This is a genomic window from Streptomyces sp. NPDC048664 (assembly GCF_040650555.1).
Taxonomy (GTDB): Bacteria; Actinomycetota; Actinomycetes; order Streptomycetales; family Streptomycetaceae; genus Streptomyces.
Genome location: NZ_JBEZHK010000031.1, coordinates 22,676 through 40,094 on the forward strand (window position 1 = coordinate 22,676; position 17,419 = coordinate 40,094).

The following is a 17,419-nucleotide window of genomic DNA, read 5'->3' on the forward strand; positions in this document are numbered from 1 at the left end:
TGGGACGAGCGATTGCCGTCCCGGCTCATCCGACCCCGGGGCGGCGGCATGCTGGAATCTCAGGAGGATCCCCGACATGTCCGATTCGGTCAGTGACTGTACGGAGCACCGCTCCGCCGTCACCGACGCCGAGGTGGAGGCGCTGGTCCGAGGCATCTGCTTCAAGACCGGGCCGCCCCGCACCGTCGGTGTCGAAGTGGAATGGCTGGTCCACGAGCTGGGCGAGCCACGGCTCCCCGTCCCACCCGAACGTCTGCGTGCGGCCTACGCCGCGCTGCGGACCCTGACCCTGAGTTCGGCCCTGACGGTCGAACCGGGCGGCCAACTGGAGCTCAGCTCCGCTCCGGCCGCCTCACTGATGGAGTGCGTGGAGTCCGTCCGCGCCGACCTCGACGCGGTCCGCTCGGTACTGCGCGAGGCGGGCATCGGCCTCAGCGGCTACGGCCAGGACCCCTGGAACCCCCCGCGCCGCTTCCTCCATGAGCCGCGCTACGACGCCATGGAGTCCTACCTCGACCGCACCGGCCCCGAGGGCCGGTCCATGATGTGCTCCTCCGCCTCCGTCCAGGTGTGCCTGGACGCCGGCTACGAGGAGCCGGGCGCGCTCGGCCACGGGCGGCGCTGGTGGATGGCGCACCATCTGGGCGCGGTGCTGGTCGCCGCGTTCGCGAACTCGCCCCTGGCCGCCGGCCGCCCCACGGGCCTGCGTTCGACCCGGCAGTCCCTGTGGGCCGCCATGGAGCCCGGCCGTTCCAGCGCGCCGCCCCTGGACGGCGACCCGCGCGCCTCCTGGGCCCGGCACGTCATGGACGCGCCCGTGATGTGCGTACGGGCCGACAGCGGCCCGTGGGGCGTGCCGCGGGGCATGAGCTTCAGGGACTGGTCCAGATCCGCCCACCCGCCGGGACGCGGCGACCTGGACTACCACCTCACGACCCTCTTCCCCCCGATCCGGCCCCGCGGCCACCTCGAGTTCCGGATGATCGACGCCCAGCCGGGCGACGACGGATGGATCGTGCCGCTCGCCGTGACCACCGCGCTCTTCGACGACCCCGAGGCCGCCGAGACCGCCTACCGCACGGTGAAGCCCCTCGCGGAGCGGGCCGGGTCCCTGCCCGCCCCGTGCAACCCGCTGTGGGAGGCCGCCGCGCGCGACGGCCTGGCCGATCCCGAACTGCACGAGGCCGCCGTCCTCTGCTTCGCGGCGGCGGCCCGGGCACTGCCCCGGCTCGGCGCCGGCACCGCCGTACGGCGTGCCGTGGCCGCGTTCACCGACCGCTATGTGGCCCGGGGCCGCTGCCCCGCCGACGATCTGCTGCTCCAGTTCCACGGGAAGGACATCCCCACATGACCGACGACCGCTCACCGGCAGTCGCCGAGGATCCCGAGCGGCTCAGGGAGCGCGCGCTCGACGCGCTGACCACGGCTCGCGACCGGACCGCGCTGCTGACCTCCTGCGTCGACGAACACGAGCTGGTGGCCCAGCACTCGCCCCTGATGTCGCCGCTCGTCTGGGACCTGGCGCACATCGGCAACCAGGAGGAGCTGTGGCTGCTGCGCGGGGTCGCCGGCCGTGAGGCGATGCGGCCGGAGATCGACGGCCTGTACGACGCCTTCGAGCACCCGCGCTCCGAGCGGCCCTCGCTGCCGCTGCTGGCGCCCGGCGAGGCGAGGCGCTACGCGGCCGAGGTCCGGGGCCGGGCCCTGGACGTCCTGGAGAAGGCCCCGTTCGAGGGCGAGGACCGGCTGACGGAGGCGGGGTTCGCCTTCGGCATGATCGCGCAGCACGAACAGCAGCACGACGAGACGATGCTGATCACCCATCAGCTCCGCAGGGGGCCGCAGGCGCTCACCGCGCCCGATCCCGGGCCCGTGGAGCCGTACCGGGGGCCCTCCGAAGTGCTGGTCCCCGGCGGCCCGTTCACGATGGGCACCTCCACCGAGCCCTGGGCACTGGACAACGAGCGGCCCGCGCACGAGCGGCTGGTCGCCCCGTTCCACATCGACACCGTGCCGGTCACCAACGGCGCCTACCTGGCCTTCGTCGAGGACGGCGGGTACACGGACGAGCGGTGGTGGACCCCGCAGGGCTGGCACCACGTCCGCGAGCACGGCCTTGTGGCCCCGCTGTACTGGCGGCACGAGGGCGGGCAGTGGCTGCGGCGCCGCTTCGGCGTCACCGAGGTGGTGCCGCCGGACGAGCCCGTCCTGCACGTGTGCTGGTACGAGGCGGACGCCTACGCGCGCTGGGCCGGGCGCCGGCTGCCCACGGAGGCCGAGTGGGAGAAGGCGGCCCGCCACGACCCGGCGAGCGGCCGGTCACGGCGCTACCCGTGGGGCGACGCCGATCCCGGGCCCGAGCACGCCAACCTCGGCCAGCGGCATCTGCGCCCCGCGCCGGCGGGCAGCTACCCGGCGGGCGCCTCGCCGCTCGGCGTGCGGCAGTTGATCGGCGACGTGTGGGAGTGGACGTCCAGCGACCTGGCGCCGTACCCGGGATTCGCGGCCTTCCCGTACAAGGAGTACTCGGAGGTGTTCTTCGGGCCCGAGCACAAGGTGCTGCGCGGCGGTTCGTTCGCCGTGGACGCGGTGGCGTGCCGGGGCACGTTCCGCAACTGGGACTATCCGATCCGCCGGCAGATCTTCTCCGGCTTCCGCACCGCGCGGGACGCCTGATGTGCCGCCATCTGGCCTACGTGGGGGCCGAGGAACCGCTCGGCCGCCTGATCGTGGAGCCCGCGCACAGCCTGTACCGGCAGTCCTGGGCGCCGCGCAGACAGCGCTACGGGACGGTCAACGCCGACGGGTTCGGGGTGGGCTGGTACGCCCCGGGCGACCCGGTGCCGGCGCGCTACCGCCGGGCCGGGCCCATCTGGGCCGACGCCTCCTTCGCCGACCTGGCGCGCGTGGTGCGCTCGGGGGCCTTCCTGGCCGCCGTGCGGGACGCGACCGAGGGGAACGCCGCCGGGGAGGCCGCCGCGGCGCCGTTCGGCGCGGGCCGCTGGCTGTTCAGCCACAACGGGGCCGTGTCCGGGTGGCCCCGGTCGGTCGCCGCCGTGGCCCGGACCCTGCCGCCCGCCGAACTGCTGTCCCTGGAGGCCCGGTGCGACTCGGCGCTGCTGTGGGCGCTGGTCCTCAACCGGCTCAGCTCCGGCGACGAGCCCGCGCAGGCACTGGCCGACACCGTGCTGGAGGTCGCCGGCGCGGCTCCCGACTCCCGGCTCAACCTGCTGCTCACGGGCGGCGAGACCATCACGGCGACCGCGTGGGGCGACACGCTCTGGTACCTCACCGAGCCCGGCCGCTTCACCGTCGTCGCCTCCGAACCCTGCGACGACGACCCGCACTGGCAGGAGGTGCCCGACCGCACCCTGCTGTCGGCCACCCGCACCGAGGTCCTGCTGACCCCGCTCAAGGACCTCCGCGACGACCTGGCATCCGCACCATCCGAGGAGACCCGCACGTGAGTCCGTTCTCTCTCACCCGTACCCTTCCCGAGGACGCCACGGACGCCGCGCTGCGCGCCGACGTGCTCCAGGGCCTGGCGGCCACCCCCAAGACGCTGCCGCCCAAGTGGTTCTACGACGCCCGCGGCAGCGACCTGTTCGAGAGGATCACCGAACTGCCCGAGTACTACCCGACGCGGGCCGAGCGGGAGATCCTGATCGCCCGGGCCGGGGAGATCGCGGCCGCGTCCGGCGCGCGCACCGTGGTCGAGCTGGGCTCCGGGTCCTCCGAGAAGACCCGGCACCTGCTGGACGAGCTGACCGACCTGCACACCTATGTGCCGGTCGACGTGAGCGAGAGCGCGCTCAGCCAGGCGGGCCGGGCGCTGATCGCCGAGCGGCCCGGTCTGCACGTCCACGCGCTCATCGCCGACTTCACCGCCGGTCTCACCCTGCCGGACACGCCCGGGCCCCGGCTGGTGGCGTTCCTCGGCAGCACCATCGGCAACCTGCTGCCGCACGAGCGTGCGACGTTCCTGAAGTCCGTACGGGCCCTGCTGGCGCCCGGCGACGCGCTGCTGCTCGGCACCGACCTGGTCAAGGACGAGTCGGTGCTGGTGGCGGCGTACGACGACGCGTCGGGGGTGACCGCCGAGTTCGACAAGAACGTCCTGGCCGTCATCAACCGCGAGCTGGGCGGCGACTTCGACCTGGACGCGTTCACCCATGTGGCCGTGTGGGACGCCGGGAACGAGTGGATCGAGATGCGGCTGCGGGCGCGTGCCGCGCAGACCGTGAAGATTCCCGCGCTCGGCCTCGTGGTGGACTTCGCCGAGGGCGAGTTCCTGCGCACGGAGGTGTCCTCGAAATTCCGCGAGCAGGGTGTGCGCCGGGAGCTGGCCGAGGCGGGGCTGGAGCTGACGCACTGGTGGACCGACGCGGCGGGCAGGTTCGCGCTGTCCCTGAGCACGCCGCGGTAGCGCGCCGGGGCCGCCTCCCGTCGGGGGCGGCCCCTTGCCTCGCGGGCGGCCGTGCGGTGCGGCACCGTGGACTCGACGTGTGGCGCACCCGCCACCGCGGACGCACGGCACAGCAGAGGAGCACCTCCATGACCGACCACACCTACCGGGTCACCGAGATCGTCGGCAGCTCGCCCGAGGGCGTCGACCAGGCGATCCGCAACGGCGTCGACCGGGCCTCGCGGACCCTGCGCAATCTGGACTGGTTCGAGGTCACCCAGGTCAGGGGTCATATCGAGAACGGGCGGATCGAGCACTACCAGGTCGGCCTGAAGGTGGGCTTCCGTATCGACGGCGAGGACTGAGGGCTCTTCGCCGGTCGCGGGCGCCGAGGCCGGCCGGGACCACCCGGACCACTCCGACGAGGGAACCGCGGCGCCGAAGCCCCACTCTCACGGGGTTCTCGCGGACACTCCCGCCGGGGCTCCCATCAGGCGTCTTTCACCCGCCTCATGACTTGGGCACGACAGCGTCTTGTACAAGCCTGGTATATCACCCATCCATGGCCAACCCTCACGTTGCGGACCGTCCGGCCGCACCACAGAGTCGACGTGTGAGCGCACTCCCGCCCGCCCCCGTCACCGAGCGCGCGGGGCGCGCAGTCCGGCGCGTCCGCCTGCACCTCCCCTTCCGGCTCCTGCCCGGCGCCGGGCAGGCCCTCGCCCTGTTCGCCGCCATCCGGGCCGCCGGTGTCGCGGCCGTCCTGCTGGTCAACCACCTGACCGGCCGGCCGCTGGCCGGGGGCCTGGCGCACCGGTGGGACGCGCGCTGGTACCTGCACATCGCGCAGTTCGGCTACGGAACCCACACCTACGTCTACCACGGTGCCGTCCAACGTGACTGGGCCTTCTTCCCGCTCTACCCGGCGCTCATCCGCGGCGTGTACACGGTGCTGCCCGTCTCCCCCGGTTCCGCCGCCCTGCTGGTCGCGTGGAGCGCGGCGGCCGTCGCCGCCTACGGCCTGTACGCGATCGGGCTGCGCCTGTACGGGCCGGCGGCCGCCACCGCGCTCGTCGCGGTCTGGGCCTCGCTGCCGCACTCCGTGGTGCTCGACATCGCCTACACGGAGTCCCTGCTCACCGCGCTCGCCGTCTGGTCCCTGTACTGCGTGCTGACGGGCCGGTGGCTGTGGGCGGGGGTGCTCGCGGCGCTCGCGGGGCTGTCCCGGCCCACCGGGTTCGCCGTGGCCGCCGCGGTGGGTGTCACGGCGGTGTACGAGATCGTCAGGCGGCGCGGGCGCGTGCCGTGGCGCCTGTGGACGGGTGCCGCGGTGGCCCCCCTCGGGTGGGTGGGCTTCGTGCTGTGGGTCGGCGCCCACCGAGGCGATCTGCTGGGCGGCTACTTCACCGTGCAGCGCGCCTGGGACTCCCGCTTCGACTTCGGCGCCGGGTCCCTCACGTTCCTCAAGGGGCTGATGCTGAACGGCGGCCGGGTCGTGTTCACGGTGGCGCTGGTGATCGTCGTGGCGGCCGTGCTGCTGTTCTGCCTGCTGTGCTTCGAGCGCGCTCCCCTGGCCCTGGTCGTCTACGCCGCCGTCCTGCTGCTGGTCACGGTGGCGGGGTCGGGGCCGTTCGCGTCCAAGCCCCGGTTCCTGGTGCCCGCGTTCCCGCTGCTGATCCCGCTGGCGCTCGCCTTCGCGCGCAGTCGACGGGTCCGCCCCCGGCACGCCTATCTGCTCGGCGGCGCGCTGGCCGCGGTCTCGGTCGCCTACGGGGCCTACGTCGTGACGGTGAGCGTCACACCGCTGTGAGCCGGGCGCCGGTGGGGGTACCCGGGGGTCGTCACGACCCACTGAGGAGATGACTCGGATGCTGATCCTCGGACTGCTGCTCGTCGCGGCGACCGTCGCCTTCACCGTGCTGGCGATCGCCGGGAACATGTCCGGTGGCCCCCACTACACGGTGTCCATGTTCGATCAGCCGATCGCCACCATGAACACCCTCGCGATCTTCGCCTCCGGTCTCGCCCTGGCGCTGCTGTTCGCGCTGGGCCTGGCCGCGATGGTGAGCGCGGTGATGCACCACCGGCACCGGGCCCGCGCCCACGTCGGACATGCCGGCCCGCCGCCTCCGGCGGCCTGAGCGCACTCGGCGGCCGGGCCCCGCGGCCGTGCGGGGCCCTTGGTCCACGGGTGCGAGGGCCCGTGGTCTACGGGGTGGCGCTCCAGCCGCTCCACCGGTTGACGACGACCGCCGTCACCGGTCCGTCGGGCGGGCTGTGCCCGTACTGGGCGTACTTCGCGGTGAGCAGGCCGACGGCCGACCGGTACACGGCGCGGTCCCGCTCGCCCGGAGCGTCGGGTGGCACGACCCGGGCGCCGCCGTCGGCCCGGACCCACCACAGCCGCTCCCAGTCCTCGTCGTAGACGTCCACCAGCAGGGACACCGCCGGGGTGACGGCGATGTTGGCGAGCCTCCTCAGGAGCCGGGTGCTCTTGGGCTTGCGGTCGACGGCCATGACGATGCCGTCGCCACCGTGGTGGGCGAACACCACCGGTACGAGATGGGGGCGCCCCTCGGGATCCACCGTCGCCAGCCGTGCGACGCGCGCCTCGACGAACCTGCGCCGTGCCTCGTCCTCGGTCATCCGTGCCACGCCGCGCCTCCTCCCGGATCGGTCGCGGCCGTCCGACCGTGACGGGTACCCCCGCGAGCACCCGCTCGCACCCGGAAGGGGACGGCGCTAGCGAGCGCGGGGCAGCACCGTCACCCGGTGGAAGTTGCACGCCTCGGGCGCGCTCCCGGCGCGGGCGGGGCGCGCCTGATCGGCCTTGAGCGCCACGCTGACGAGGCTGAGCAGCAGGTCCACGTCGGTGTCGCAGTCGAGGTGCACGGTCACCCACCGGGAACCGGGCACCATGCGTATGGCGGTGGACTCCGCGAGGTCGTGGCAGATCCGCTGCAGGGCCCCGCCGGTGAGGTGCAGGTCCGCCTCGTGGCCGGTGTGGAAGTGCACGATCTCGCTGTGCTGCGAACGGAGCGCCCGCCCCGTACCGCAACTTGCCGCACCCGCCGTGAGGTCGGGCCAGGCGTCGAGTCGCTCCAGGGCGCGCTGGGCCAGAGTCATGGCCCTTATCGTCGTCGCATCACTGCGCGGACACCAGAGGTTGAGAGTTCCGTAACCGGGACGTGAGGTTGATCGGCCGGAAACGGTCGCCGTGGTCCGGTGGCCCTGGTCCGGCGCCCGGTCTCACACCGTCAACCGGTACGGCAGCATGCACACGACCACGTCGGTGCGGGCCCTCAGCACCGTGGCGAGCAGCAGTCCGCGCTGGTTCTGCAGGATCTCGTAGCGGCGGTGGCGGGGTTCCACCTCGGGGATGAGGACCGCGATCTGGCGTCCGTCCCGGGCCGCCTCCCGCACGTACTCGACCAGCGGCTGCACCAGGGACCGGTGCGGGCTGTCGATGACGTCCAGGCGTACGCCCGGGTCCCAGCGCTCCCACGCCTCGCGCAGGGCGCGGGTCTTGTCCGGATCGTGGTGGACGGCGACCGCGACGACCTCGTCCCCCAGGGCGACGGCGGCGCTCAGCGCGTGCTGGGCCAGCTTGCTGACCTCCCCCAGCGGGACGATCACGAGGCTGCCGGCGCGCCCTCGCGGTGGGCCGGGGATCCGGCCCAGGCCCAACTCCCGCCCCACCCTCGTGTAGTAGCGCTGGATCCGGGAGAACAGCAGCATCATCAGCGGGACGACGATGACGACGATCCAGGCGCCCTCCAGGAACTTCGTGGTGAGAAGGATGACCAGGGCCACCGTGGTGAGCAGCGCCCCGATGGCGTTGACCGGTGCGCGGTGCCGCCATCCGGGGGGTCTGCTGGTGGTCCAGTAGCGGACCAGACCCACCTGGCTGAGGGTGAAGCCGATGAACACGCCGATCGCGTACAGCGGGATCAGCCGGTGGGTGTCGGCGTCGACGGCGAGGAGCAGCAGCGCGGCCGCCAGCGCCACGGTGACCACTCCGTAGCGGTACACGGGCCGTTCGGCGCGCAGGCCGAACAGGTGCGGCAGCCGGTGGTCGCGGGCCAGCAGGCTCATGAGCACCGGCAGACCGCCGAAGCTGGTGTTCGCGGCGAGCAGCAGGACCAGGGTGACGATGAGGTTCACGGCGTAGTAGAGCCAGCCGGACCCCAAGGCGGCCGCGGTGAGCTGGGCGAGGACGGTGACCCCGCCGCGCGGCGCCACATGGTGGTGGTGGATCAGCACGGCGAGGCCCACCAGCATGAGCCCGAGCAGCGCGCCGAGCATCAGTTCGGTGCGCTGGGCCCGTGGGACCCGGGGGGTGCGGAAGGCCGGTACCGCGTTGGCGATGGCCTCCACACCGGTGAGCGCCGAGCAACCGGATGAGAACGCCTTGAGGATCAGCAGCACTCCCAGCGCCTCGCTCGCGTGGACGGGCTGCGCGGCCCCCACCACGGCGAGCGGGTGGGGGCGCAGCAGACCGAAGGCGATGACGCCGAGGATCGCGACGACGAACAGCGCCATCGGCAGCATCAGCACCCGGGCGCTCTCGGCGACGCCCTTGAGGTTCACGGCCGTCAGCAGGGCGAGTCCGACGAGGCAGACGACGAGCTTGTCCTTGCCGAGCGAGGGGAAAGCGGACACGAGGGAGTCGGCCCCGGCGGCGAGGCTGACGGCGACGGTGAGCACGTAGTCGACGACGAGGCTGGCCGCGGCCAGCTGGCTGAAGGCCGGGCCCAGATCGTGCTTGGAGACGGCGTAGGCGCCTCCTCCGTCCGGGTGGACGGCGATGACCTGGGTGTACGACACCACCAGCACGGCGAGCAGGAAGGCGATCGCCAGGGTGATGGGCAGGGTCGCGTTCAACGCCCCGGTGCCCGCGGCGACCAGGACCAGCACGATCGCCTCGGGTCCGTACGCCACCGAGCTGAGCGCGTCCAGCGACAGCGCCGCCAGCCCCTCCAGGCTGGTGAGGTGGCCCTTCTCGCCCTCTCCCGGGCGCAGCGGAACCCTGGGGGTCAGCTCACGACGTGCCAGGCCAAACACCATCGGAACCTCACCACGGCCGGTCGGGCGGTCGGCTCCAGTGTCCGTCGGGGCCCGTCGGCGCGCGTCATGTGATGGCCCGGGCGGGTCGGCCGGCGTGCGGGAGGGCGAGCCGGCCCGTCCGGGTGACGGGGACGGGGTCAGAGACCGACGTCGCGGCGGCGCATGTCCTCCAGGGACTCGCGGCGCACCAGCAGGCGCGCCCTGCCGTGCGCCACGGCGACCACGGGCGGGCGCCCGACCAGGTTGTAACCGGAGGCCATGGACAGGTGGTAGGCGCCCGCGACGGGCACGGCCAGCAGGTCGCCGGGGTGGACGTCACCGGGCAGCGGTACGTCGGCGGCGAGGACGTCACCGGCCTCGCAGTGCCGGCCGACGACGGTGACCGCGGCCGGTGCCGCCGTGCTGCGGCGTCCGATCAGCCGCGGCGCGTACCGCACCCCGTACAGGGCGGGGCGGGGGTTGTCGCTCATGCCGCCGTCCACGGCCACGAAGGTGTGCGCGCCGGTGCGCTTGACGGACAGGACGCGGTACAGGGCGATCCCGGCGGGCCCCGCGATGGCCCGGCCCGGTTCGATGACGAGGCGGGGCACCGGCAGGCCCGCCGCCGCGCACGCCTCGTTCAGTTCCGCGCGGACCCTGCGGGCCAGCGTGGTGAGGTCCAGGGCGTGCTCGCCTGGGCGGTAGGCGATGCCGTGGCCGCCGCCCAGGTCGAGTTCGCGCAGCTGAAGGCCGTGCTGCTCGCGCAGGCGGGCCATCAGCCCCACCATGCGGCGCACGGCGAGCAGATACGGCTTGGCGCTGGTGATCTGCGAACCCAGATGGCAGTGCAGGCCGGTCAGGTGGAGCTGCGGCTGGTCCAGGATCCGGGCGACGGCGTGCTGGGCGTATCCGTCGGAGATCGAGAGGCCGAACTTCTGGTCGTCGGTACCGGTTCGGATCTTGGCGTGGCCGCCGGCGCTGATGCCGGGCACGACGCGGACCATGACCTTCTGGTGGCCGCCGGGTCCGACCGCGGCGGCGAGCCGGGCGATCTCGGAGGGGCTGTCGATGACGACACGGCCGACCCCGAGCAGCAGCGCGGTCTCCAGGTCGCGGGGGGACTTGGCGTTGCCGTGCAGCACGATCCGCTCGGCGGGGAAGCCCGTGGTGACCGCGAGTTCCAGTTCACCGGCGGAGCACACGTCGAGCCCGAGGCCCTCCTCGTCCATCCAGTGGACCATCGCCCGGCACAGGAACGCCTTGGCGGCGTAGAGGATTTCACTGTCGGGGAAGGCGTGCCGGTAGGTGCGGCAGCGGTCGCGCACCTCGGCCTCGTCCAGGACGTAGACGGGCGTGGCGAAGCGGTCCGCGATCTCGGCGAGCGCGACCCCGCCGACCGCGAGGTCGCCCCCGGGCTGCTCGGTCGTGGAGGCGGGCCACACCGACAGGTCGGCGGGGGCGGTGACGGCGGGTTCGTGAACGGTGGTCATGGTGTTGTCCCCTCTCAACCGATCCACGGGGCGGGCGAGGCGAGGGCGGCGGCACCGGTCACCCGCGGCACGCCGACGGCCTGCGGGTCTCCGCTCCGGCGCCGGTCCGCGGAGCCCGTCCGCTCGGGCGTCCAGGTGGGTGAGCCGACGTGGCCGGACGCGGGAGCCGGTGCGGAGAACCGGGGGTCCACGGTGAGGGTCCGCACGCCGAGGGGAGCGGTCAGGGCGTGCAGCGCGGGCCCGGCGAGCCTGATCCACCGCTGACCGGGGCCGAGGGTGGCGCGCAGCCGGGCCTCGGTGGTGAAGCCGACGGCCGTGCGGCCGCCGGCGGGAGTGCGGAAGAGCCGGGCGCGGAAGCCCGCCGGGCCCGGCCGGACCGGGACGAACAGGGGTCCGGCCGGGTACCGATCGCAGGGTTCGGGGTCTTCGCCACACAGGATGTCGTGCATGGGGGTGTCTCCTTCGGGATCGATCCGATCCGAGGTGCCGCGGCTGAGGTGACGGCCCCCGGGACGCGGGGAGGCGGACCGGGGGGCGGCACCGACGCTATGCCCGTACGGTCCGGGGTCGGCAGGTGTCCTGACGCGATGCTGACGGCGGCGGGGACGACGCTGACGGGATGCTGACGCGTGGCCTCGGTGGCCCGGCGACGGCCCGTCAGGGAGGCGTCAGGAGATCGGGCGTGGGCTGTTCTCGGGCGGGGCCGGGGAGTTGGGATGGGTCGGCCTCTCTCTGAGGCCGCCCGCGGGACGTCCTCGCGGGCGGGGCGCAGCACATGTGGAAACGGTGGAGTCATGTCCGGTACGGACGCCCTGTCAGGTCCTCGGGTCGTCGTCGGGGTGAGCGGCTCGACGGGCAGCCTCGCCGCCCTGCGCTGGGCGGAGGGGGAGGCGCGGCGCAGAGGTGCCGCCCTGTGGCCGGTGCTGGCCTGGGAACCGCCCGGCGGCGATGTCGCGACCCGCCGGGGCCCCGGCGCGGCCGTGATGTGCGACGCCTGGCAGGACCTGGCCCGCACCCGGCTGGTCACCGCGCTCGGCGAGGTGTTCGGCGACGGCGGCCCCGGGGTGCCGACGCACGCCCTGGTCGCCCGGGGGGTGCCGGGCATGGCTCTGCTGGAGGTGGCGGACCGCGAGGGCGACGTGCTGGTGGTCGGCGCGGGGCGGCGCGGCCCGTGGCGCCGCGCGTGCCGCCGCTCGGTGAGCCGCTACTGCCTGGCGCACGCGGTGTGCCCGGTGCTCGCGGTGCCCCCGTCCCCGCTGGAGGCCGCACTCGCGGCGGCGCACCGCCGCAATCGGTGGCGGCTGGGCCTGGACACGGGCCGCCTGGAGAAGGAGGCGGCCCGCGCGCTTCGGGGGCGTCCGGGGCGAGCGGGGGTCTGAGGTCCCTTCGACGTGGAGCGTCATCTCCTGCTCCGGTGCCGGGAGATGACGCTTTCGTGTTGTCCGGGGACTGTTGCGCCCCAGCGCTCCGGAGCGCTGGGGCGAGGCGCGGTGCCGTGGCACCGTCGGGGGCCGCGTCGACCGCGTACCGGCGCGCCCGCAGGTCGATCACGAGGGGCCCGTACCAGCCGCGGGTCCTGTCGTCCACGAGCGGGAGCCGGCCCGGCCCGGGAGGTGGTCTCCCGGGCCGGGCCGGCCGCTCGGTCCGGTGTCGCCGTCAGCTCCTGGCCAGCAGGGCCTTGAGCGCCGTGTTGAGTTCCAGGACGTTCACCCGGGGCTCCCCGATGAAGCCGAGGGTGCGGCCCGAGGTGTGCGCGGCGACCAGCTTCTCCACCCGGGCGACGGGCAGTCCGTTCCGCTGGGCCACCCGGTGGACCTGGATCCCGGCGTAGCGCGGGGAGATGTCGGGGTCCAGGCCGGAGCCGGAGGAGGTGACCGCGTCCGGGGGGACGTCGGAGGGGCGGACGGTGTAGCCGGGGACGGAGTTGTCCTTGACGACTGCGGCCTTGGCGTCCTTGACCCAGGTGATCAGGTCGGCGTTGTCACCGCTGCGGTTGGTGGCGCCCGACAGGATCAGTTTGTACTGGGTGTTGACGCTGTTGGTGCCGAGGCCGTTCTGCGGGCGGCCCTGGAACCACTTCAAGTCCGGGTCCGGGGTCTCCTGACCCTTCTTCAGCGGCAGGTCGTAGGCCTGGCCGATGAGCGAGGACCCGACGACCCTGCCGGTGGAGTCCTTGATCTCGGAGCCGTTCGCCTGGTCGCTGAACAGCCCCTGGGCGATGCCGGTGACGGCCAGCGGGTAGGCGACGCCGGTCACCAGGGTGAGCACGAGGAGGGCGCGCAGGCCCGCCCAGAGCAGCCGGGCGGTGTTCGTGACGGAGTTGTTCATGGCGGTCAGCCGATCCCGGGGATGAGGGAGATGAGCATGTCGATGATCTTGATGCCGATGAAGGGGGCGATCAGCCCGCCGATACCGTAGATCCCGAGGTTGCGGCGCAGCAGCTTGTCGGCGCTCATCGGCCGGTACCTGACGCCCTTGAGGGAGAGCGGCACCAGCGCGATGATGATCAGCGCGTTGAAGACGACCGCGGACAGGATCGCGGAGTCGGGCGAGGACAGGTGCATGATGTTCAGCTTGTCCAGGCCGGGGTAGACCGCGGCGAACAGCGCGGGGATGATCGCGAAGTACTTCGCGACGTCGTTGGCGATGGAGAACGTCGTCAACGCGCCGCGGGTGATCAGCAGTTGCTTGCCGATCTCCACGATCTCGATGAGCTTGGTCGGGTTGGAGTCGAGGTCGACCATGTTGCCGGCCTCCTTGGCGGCCGACGTGCCGGTGTTCATCGCGACTCCGACGTCCGCCTGGGCCAGGGCCGGGGCGTCGTTGGTGCCGTCACCCGTCATGGCGACGAGCTTGCCGCCGGCCTGCTCCCGCTTGATGAGGGCCATCTTGTCCTCGGGCGTGGCCTCCGCGAGGAAGTCGTCGACGCCCGCCTCCTCGGCTATCGCCTTGGCCGTCAGCGGGTTGTCACCCGTGATCATGACGGTCTTGATGCCCATACGGCGCAGTTCGCCGAACCGCTCCCGCATGCCCTCCTTGACGACGTCCTTGAGGTGGACGACCCCGAGGACACGGGCGCCCTGGCCGTCCTGGACCGCGACGAGCAGCGGGGTGCCGCCGGCCTCGGAGATGCGGTCGGCGCTGGTGTCCGCGTCCTCGGCGACCGTGCCGCCCTGCTCCTTGACCCAGGCGATGATCGACCCGGCCGCGCCCTTGCGGATCCTCCTGCCGTCCACGTCCACACCCGACATGCGGGTCTGGGCGGTGAAGGCGATCCACTCGGCGCCGGCCAGCTCGCCCTGGTGCCGCTCGCGCAGGCCGTACCTCTCCTTGGCGAGGACGACGACCGAGCGGCCCTCGGGAGTCTCGTCGGCCAGCGACGAGAGCTGGGCCGCGTCCGCGACCTCGGCCTCCGTGGTGCCCCTGACCGGCACGAACTCGGCGGCCTGGCGGTTGCCGAGCGTGATGGTGCCGGTCTTGTCGAGCAGCAGGGTGGAGACGTCGCCGGCGGCCTCGACCGCGCGGCCGGACATCGCCAGCACGTTGCGCTGGACCAGGCGGTCCATGCCCGCGATACCGATCGCCGACAGCAGGGCGCCGATGGTGGTCGGGATGAGGCAGACCAGCAGGGCGACCAGGACGACCAGCGTCAGATGCGTGCCCGCGTAGTGCGCGAACGGCGGCAGCGTGGCGCAGGCCAGCAGGAAGACGATCGTCAGCGACGCGAGCAGGATGTTGAGCGCGATCTCGTTCGGCGTCTTCTGCCGGGACGCGCCCTCGACCAGGTTGATCATCCGGTCGATGAACGTCTCGCCCGGCTTCGTCGTGATCTTGACGACGATCCGGTCCGACAGCACCTTGGTGCCGCCGGTCACCGCGCACCGGTCGCCGCCGGACTCCCGGATGACGGGCGCCGACTCACCGGTGATCGCCGACTCGTCGACGGAGGCGACCCCCTCGACGACGTCACCGTCGCCGGGGATGGTGTCGCCGGCCTCGCAGACGACGAGGTCGCCGATGGTCAGCTCCGTGCCCGCGACCTGCTCCTCGGACATGCCGTCCGCGAGGAGCCGGCGGGCGACCGTGTCGGTCTTGGCCTTGCGCAGGGTGTCGGCCTGCGCCTTGCCACGGCCCTCGGCGACCGCCTCGGCGAGGTTGGCGAACACGACGGTGAGCCACAGCCAGACGCTGATGGTCCAGCCGAACCAGTCACCCGGGTGCTGGAAGGAGAACACCGTGGTCAGCACGGAGCCGATCCACACCACGAACATCACGGGGGACGTGACCATCACCCGCGGGTCGAGCTTGCGGAACGCCTCCGGCAGCGACCTGAGCAGCTGCCTGGGGTCGAAGAGGCCCGCGCCGACGCGGCCCTCGGCGGACTTGTGCCCGGTGGGTACGTCGCTGTGCGGCGCCCGGGGCCCCGTGGCTGTGGACATGGAGTCCTCGTGCTTCTTCTCTGTGCGGGTGGTCATGACGCCAGCCCCTCGGCCAGCGGGCCCAGCGCCAGCGCCGGGAAGTAGGTCAGACCGGTGATGATCAGGATCGCGCCCACCAGGAGTCCGGTGAACAGCGGCTTCTCGGTCCGCAGGGTGCCCGCGGTGACCGGCACCGGCTTCTGCTCGGCGAGCGAACCGGCCAGCGCCAGGACGAAGACCATCGGCAGGAAGCGGCCGAAGAGCATCGCCAGGCCCAGGGTGCTGTTGAACCACTGGGTGTCCGCGTTCAGGCCGGCGAAGGCCGAGCCGTTGTTGTTGGCGGCGGACGTGTAGGCGTACAGGATCTCGGAGAACCCGTGCGCCCCGCTGTTGGTCATCGAGTGGACGGGGGTCGGCAGGGCCATCGCGAAGGCGGTGAACACCAGGACCAGCGCCGGGGTGATCAGGATGTAGACGGCGGCGAGCTTGATCTCGCGGGAGCCGATCTTCTTGCCCAGGTACTCGGGCGTGCGCCCCACCATGAGGCCCGCGATGAACACCGCGATGATCGCCATGATCAGGATGCCGTAGAGACCGGATCCGGTGCCGCCGGGCGCGATCTCGCCGAGCATCATGCCCAGCATCGTGATGCCGCCGCCGAGTCCGGTGAAGGAGGAGTGGAAGGAGTCCACCGCGCCGGTCGAGGTCAGCGTCGTCGCCACCGCGAAGATCGACGAACCGCCGACGCCGAAGCGGGTCTCCTTGCCCTCCATCGCACCGCCGGCGATCTGGAACGCCGGCCCGTGGTGGGCGAACTCGGTCCACATCATCAGGGCGGTGAAGCCGATCCAGATGGTGGCCATGGTGGCGAGGATCGCGTAGCCCTGCCTGACCGAGCCGACCATGACACCGAAGGTGCGGGTCAGGGCGAACGGGATCAGCAGGATGAGGAAGATCTCCAGCAGGTTCGAGAACGGGGTGGGGTTCTCGAAGGGGTGGGCGCTGTTGGCGTTGAAGTAGCCGCCGCCGTTGGTGCCGATCTCCTTGATCGCCTCCTGGGAGGCGACGGCGCCGCCGTTCCACTGCTGCGAGCCGCCCATGAACTGCCCGACCTCGTGGATGCCGGAGAAGTTCTGGATCGCGCCGCAGGCGACCAGGACGACCGCGCCGACGACGGCGAGCGGTACCAGGACGCGGACGGTGCCGCGGACCAGGTCCGCCCAGAAGTTGCCGAGCTCACCCGTGCGCGAGCGCGCGAACCCCCGCACCAGCGCCACGGCGACGGCTATGCCGACGGCCGCGGAGACGAAGTTCTGGACGGCCAGAGCGGCGGTCTGCACGACGTGGCCCATGGCCTGCTCGCCGTAGTACGACTGCCAGTTGGTGTTCGTGACGAAGGACACCGCGGTGTTGAACGCCTGGTCCGGGTCGATGGCCCTGAAGCCGAGCGAGCCGGGCAGGAAGCCCTGTGCCCGCTGGAGCAGATAGAGGAACAGCACACTCACCGCGGAGAAGGCGAGGACGCCGCGCAGATACGCCGGCCAGCGCATCTGGGCGTCGGGGTCGGCACCGATGCCCTTGTAGATCCACTTCTCGACCCGCAGATGCCGGTCGGAGGTGTAGACCTTGGCCATGTAGGTGCCGAGGGGGACGTAGCAGAGCGCCAGCGCGCCGATCAGGGCGAGCAGTTGGAGCACGCCGTCGAGTACGGGACCCATGGCTCTCAGAACCTCTCCGGGAAGATCAGGGCGAGGACGAGGTAGCCCAGGAGGGCGACGGCCACGACGAGGCCGACGATGTTCTCGGCGGTCACAGCTTCGTCACCCCCTTGGCGACGAGGATCACCAGCGCGAAGCACGCGATCGTGGTGACGACGAAGGCCAGATCGGCCATCGTGAACTCCTGGAATGAGGTTCGGGCAGGACGTGAACGGGTCAAGGGAAGCAGTCCCCTGGCCGGATTCGACCCCCCGTTGACGGGTCCCTTACGGCCACCCGCACCGCCTTGACGCGTCCCTTACGCCCCCTCGGTGACCTGCGCGAACGTGGGGCGTCAAGAAC

18 protein-coding genes are annotated in these 17,419 nt (G+C 72.5%); 8 read left to right on the forward strand and 10 right to left on the reverse strand.

Going from position 1 to position 17,419, the window contains the following annotated elements; genetic code table 11:
* Window positions 1-76: 76 nt before the first annotated feature.
* From egtA to AB0C59_RS27945, 7 genes are all read left to right on the forward strand, one after another.
* A complete protein-coding gene (gene egtA, locus AB0C59_RS27915; protein WP_363009331.1) occupies window positions 77-1,351 on the forward strand; it encodes an ergothioneine biosynthesis glutamate--cysteine ligase EgtA in 1,275 nt (424 codons plus the stop codon).
* Window positions 1,348-2,676: an ergothioneine biosynthesis protein EgtB gene (gene egtB, locus AB0C59_RS27920; RefSeq protein WP_363009333.1), complete on the forward strand. Its 1,329-nt coding sequence runs from the start codon at window positions 1,348-1,350 to the stop codon at window positions 2,674-2,676. The genes egtA and egtB overlap by 4 nt, the downstream gene beginning before the upstream one ends.
* Window positions 2,676-3,467: an ergothioneine biosynthesis protein EgtC gene (gene egtC / locus AB0C59_RS27925; protein ID WP_363009335.1), complete on the forward strand. Its 792-nt coding sequence runs from the start codon at window positions 2,676-2,678 to the stop codon at window positions 3,465-3,467. The genes egtB and egtC overlap by 1 nt, the downstream gene beginning before the upstream one ends.
* On the forward strand, window positions 3,464-4,426 hold the full coding sequence (egtD, locus tag AB0C59_RS27930) for an L-histidine N(alpha)-methyltransferase (protein WP_363009337.1): 963 nt from the start codon (window positions 3,464-3,466) through the stop codon (window positions 4,424-4,426). Before egtC ends, egtD begins: the two co-directional genes overlap by 4 nt.
* 128 nt (window positions 4,427-4,554) lie before the next feature.
* Window positions 4,555-4,770, forward strand: coding sequence for a dodecin (locus tag AB0C59_RS27935; RefSeq protein ID WP_363009339.1), 216 nt, complete (start codon window positions 4,555-4,557; stop codon window positions 4,768-4,770).
* Between the two features lie 248 nt (window positions 4,771-5,018).
* Window positions 5,019-6,215 (forward strand): hypothetical protein, encoded by a 1,197-nt coding sequence (locus AB0C59_RS27940; protein WP_363009341.1) that lies wholly within the window; start codon window positions 5,019-5,021, stop codon window positions 6,213-6,215.
* A gap of 58 nt (window positions 6,216-6,273) precedes the next feature.
* Window positions 6,274-6,546 (forward strand): hypothetical protein, encoded by a 273-nt coding sequence (locus AB0C59_RS27945; protein WP_363009343.1) that lies wholly within the window; start codon window positions 6,274-6,276, stop codon window positions 6,544-6,546.
* Window positions 6,547-6,613: 67 nt separating this feature from the next.
* Here the strand turns inward: AB0C59_RS27945 and AB0C59_RS27950 are convergent, their stop codons facing one another.
* The 5 genes from AB0C59_RS27950 to AB0C59_RS27970 form a co-directional block, all read right to left on the reverse strand.
* Entirely contained in the window at window positions 6,614-7,060 is a 447-nt protein-coding gene (locus AB0C59_RS27950) for a TIGR03668 family PPOX class F420-dependent oxidoreductase (RefSeq protein ID WP_363009345.1), read from the reverse strand.
* Between the two features lie 87 nt (window positions 7,061-7,147).
* Window positions 7,148-7,531 carry a luciferase family protein gene (locus tag AB0C59_RS27955; RefSeq protein ID WP_363009347.1) on the reverse strand — a complete coding sequence of 128 codons (384 nt, stop codon included), beginning with the start codon at window positions 7,529-7,531 and terminating at the stop codon, window positions 7,148-7,150.
* A 123-nt stretch (window positions 7,532-7,654) separates the two neighbouring features.
* Window positions 7,655-9,472 carry an amino acid permease gene (locus AB0C59_RS27960; RefSeq protein WP_363009349.1) on the reverse strand — a complete coding sequence of 606 codons (1,818 nt, stop codon included), beginning with the start codon at window positions 9,470-9,472 and terminating at the stop codon, window positions 7,655-7,657.
* Window positions 9,473-9,609: 137 nt separating this feature from the next.
* Entirely contained in the window at window positions 9,610-10,941 is a 1,332-nt protein-coding gene (gene lysA / locus AB0C59_RS27965) for a diaminopimelate decarboxylase (protein WP_363009351.1), read from the reverse strand.
* Between the two features lie 14 nt (window positions 10,942-10,955).
* Complete coding sequence (locus AB0C59_RS27970) at window positions 10,956-11,390, reverse strand: SAV_915 family protein (RefSeq protein WP_363009353.1); 435 nt, start codon at window positions 11,388-11,390, stop codon at window positions 10,956-10,958.
* A gap of 345 nt (window positions 11,391-11,735) precedes the next feature.
* Between AB0C59_RS27970 and AB0C59_RS27975 the strand changes: the two genes are divergently transcribed.
* Window positions 11,736-12,320 carry a universal stress protein gene (locus tag AB0C59_RS27975; RefSeq protein ID WP_363009355.1) on the forward strand — a complete coding sequence of 195 codons (585 nt, stop codon included), beginning with the start codon at window positions 11,736-11,738 and terminating at the stop codon, window positions 12,318-12,320.
* Between the two features lie 277 nt (window positions 12,321-12,597).
* Here the strand turns inward: AB0C59_RS27975 and AB0C59_RS27980 are convergent, their stop codons facing one another.
* The 5 genes from AB0C59_RS27980 to AB0C59_RS28000 are packed head-to-tail and all read right to left on the reverse strand — an operon-like array spanning window position 12,598 to window position 17,297.
* A complete protein-coding gene (locus AB0C59_RS27980; protein ID WP_363009357.1) occupies window positions 12,598-13,269 on the reverse strand; it encodes a potassium-transporting ATPase subunit C in 672 nt (223 codons plus the stop codon).
* Between the two features lie 5 nt (window positions 13,270-13,274).
* Window positions 13,275-15,416 (reverse strand): potassium-transporting ATPase subunit KdpB, encoded by a 2,142-nt coding sequence (gene kdpB / locus AB0C59_RS27985; RefSeq protein WP_363009359.1) that lies wholly within the window; start codon window positions 15,414-15,416, stop codon window positions 13,275-13,277.
* Window positions 15,413-17,077 (reverse strand): potassium-transporting ATPase subunit KdpA, encoded by a 1,665-nt coding sequence (gene kdpA, locus AB0C59_RS27990; RefSeq protein ID WP_363009361.1) that lies wholly within the window; start codon window positions 17,075-17,077, stop codon window positions 15,413-15,415. The genes kdpB and kdpA overlap by 4 nt, the downstream gene beginning before the upstream one ends.
* Window positions 17,078-17,082: 5 nt before the next feature.
* The gene (gene kdpF / locus AB0C59_RS27995) at window positions 17,083-17,172 is read right to left on the reverse strand and encodes a K(+)-transporting ATPase subunit F (protein WP_016434100.1); all 90 of its coding nucleotides are present in this window, start codon (window positions 17,170-17,172) and stop codon (window positions 17,083-17,085) included.
* On the reverse strand, window positions 17,169-17,297 hold the full coding sequence (locus AB0C59_RS28000) for a hypothetical protein (RefSeq protein ID WP_363009363.1): 129 nt from the start codon (window positions 17,295-17,297) through the stop codon (window positions 17,169-17,171). Before AB0C59_RS28000 ends, kdpF begins: the two co-directional genes overlap by 4 nt.
* Between the last annotated feature and the right edge of the window lie 122 nt (window positions 17,298-17,419).

Bases quoted from the DNA above. Each gene is read 5' to 3' on its own strand.
- AB0C59_RS27975 (WP_363009355.1), top strand. From the start codon at position 11,736: ATGTCCGGTACGGACGCCCTGTCAGGTCCTCGGGTCGTCGTCGGGGTG.
- egtB (WP_363009333.1), top strand. From the start codon at position 1,348: ATGACCGACGACCGCTCACCGGCAGTCGCCGAGGATCCCGAGCGGCTC.
- AB0C59_RS27935 (WP_363009339.1), top strand. From the start codon at position 4,555: ATGACCGACCACACCTACCGGGTCACCGAGATCGTCGGCAGCTCGCCC.
- egtA (WP_363009331.1), top strand. From the start codon at position 77: ATGTCCGATTCGGTCAGTGACTGTACGGAGCACCGCTCCGCCGTCACC.
- AB0C59_RS27945 (WP_363009343.1), top strand. From the start codon at position 6,274: ATGCTGATCCTCGGACTGCTGCTCGTCGCGGCGACCGTCGCCTTCACC.
- AB0C59_RS27980 (WP_363009357.1), bottom strand. From the start codon at position 13,269: ATGAACAACTCCGTCACGAACACCGCCCGGCTGCTCTGGGCGGGCCTG.
- AB0C59_RS27970 (WP_363009353.1), bottom strand. From the start codon at position 11,390: ATGCACGACATCCTGTGTGGCGAAGACCCCGAACCCTGCGATCGGTAC.
- AB0C59_RS27955 (WP_363009347.1), bottom strand. From the start codon at position 7,531: ATGACTCTGGCCCAGCGCGCCCTGGAGCGACTCGACGCCTGGCCCGAC.
- lysA (WP_363009351.1), bottom strand. From the start codon at position 10,941: ATGACCACCGTTCACGAACCCGCCGTCACCGCCCCCGCCGACCTGTCG.
- egtC (WP_363009335.1), top strand. From the start codon at position 2,676: ATGTGCCGCCATCTGGCCTACGTGGGGGCCGAGGAACCGCTCGGCCGC.
- kdpA (WP_363009361.1), bottom strand. From the start codon at position 17,077: ATGGGTCCCGTACTCGACGGCGTGCTCCAACTGCTCGCCCTGATCGGC.
- AB0C59_RS27960 (WP_363009349.1), bottom strand. From the start codon at position 9,472: ATGGTGTTTGGCCTGGCACGTCGTGAGCTGACCCCCAGGGTTCCGCTG.
- kdpB (WP_363009359.1), bottom strand. From the start codon at position 15,416: ATGACCACCCGCACAGAGAAGAAGCACGAGGACTCCATGTCCACAGCC.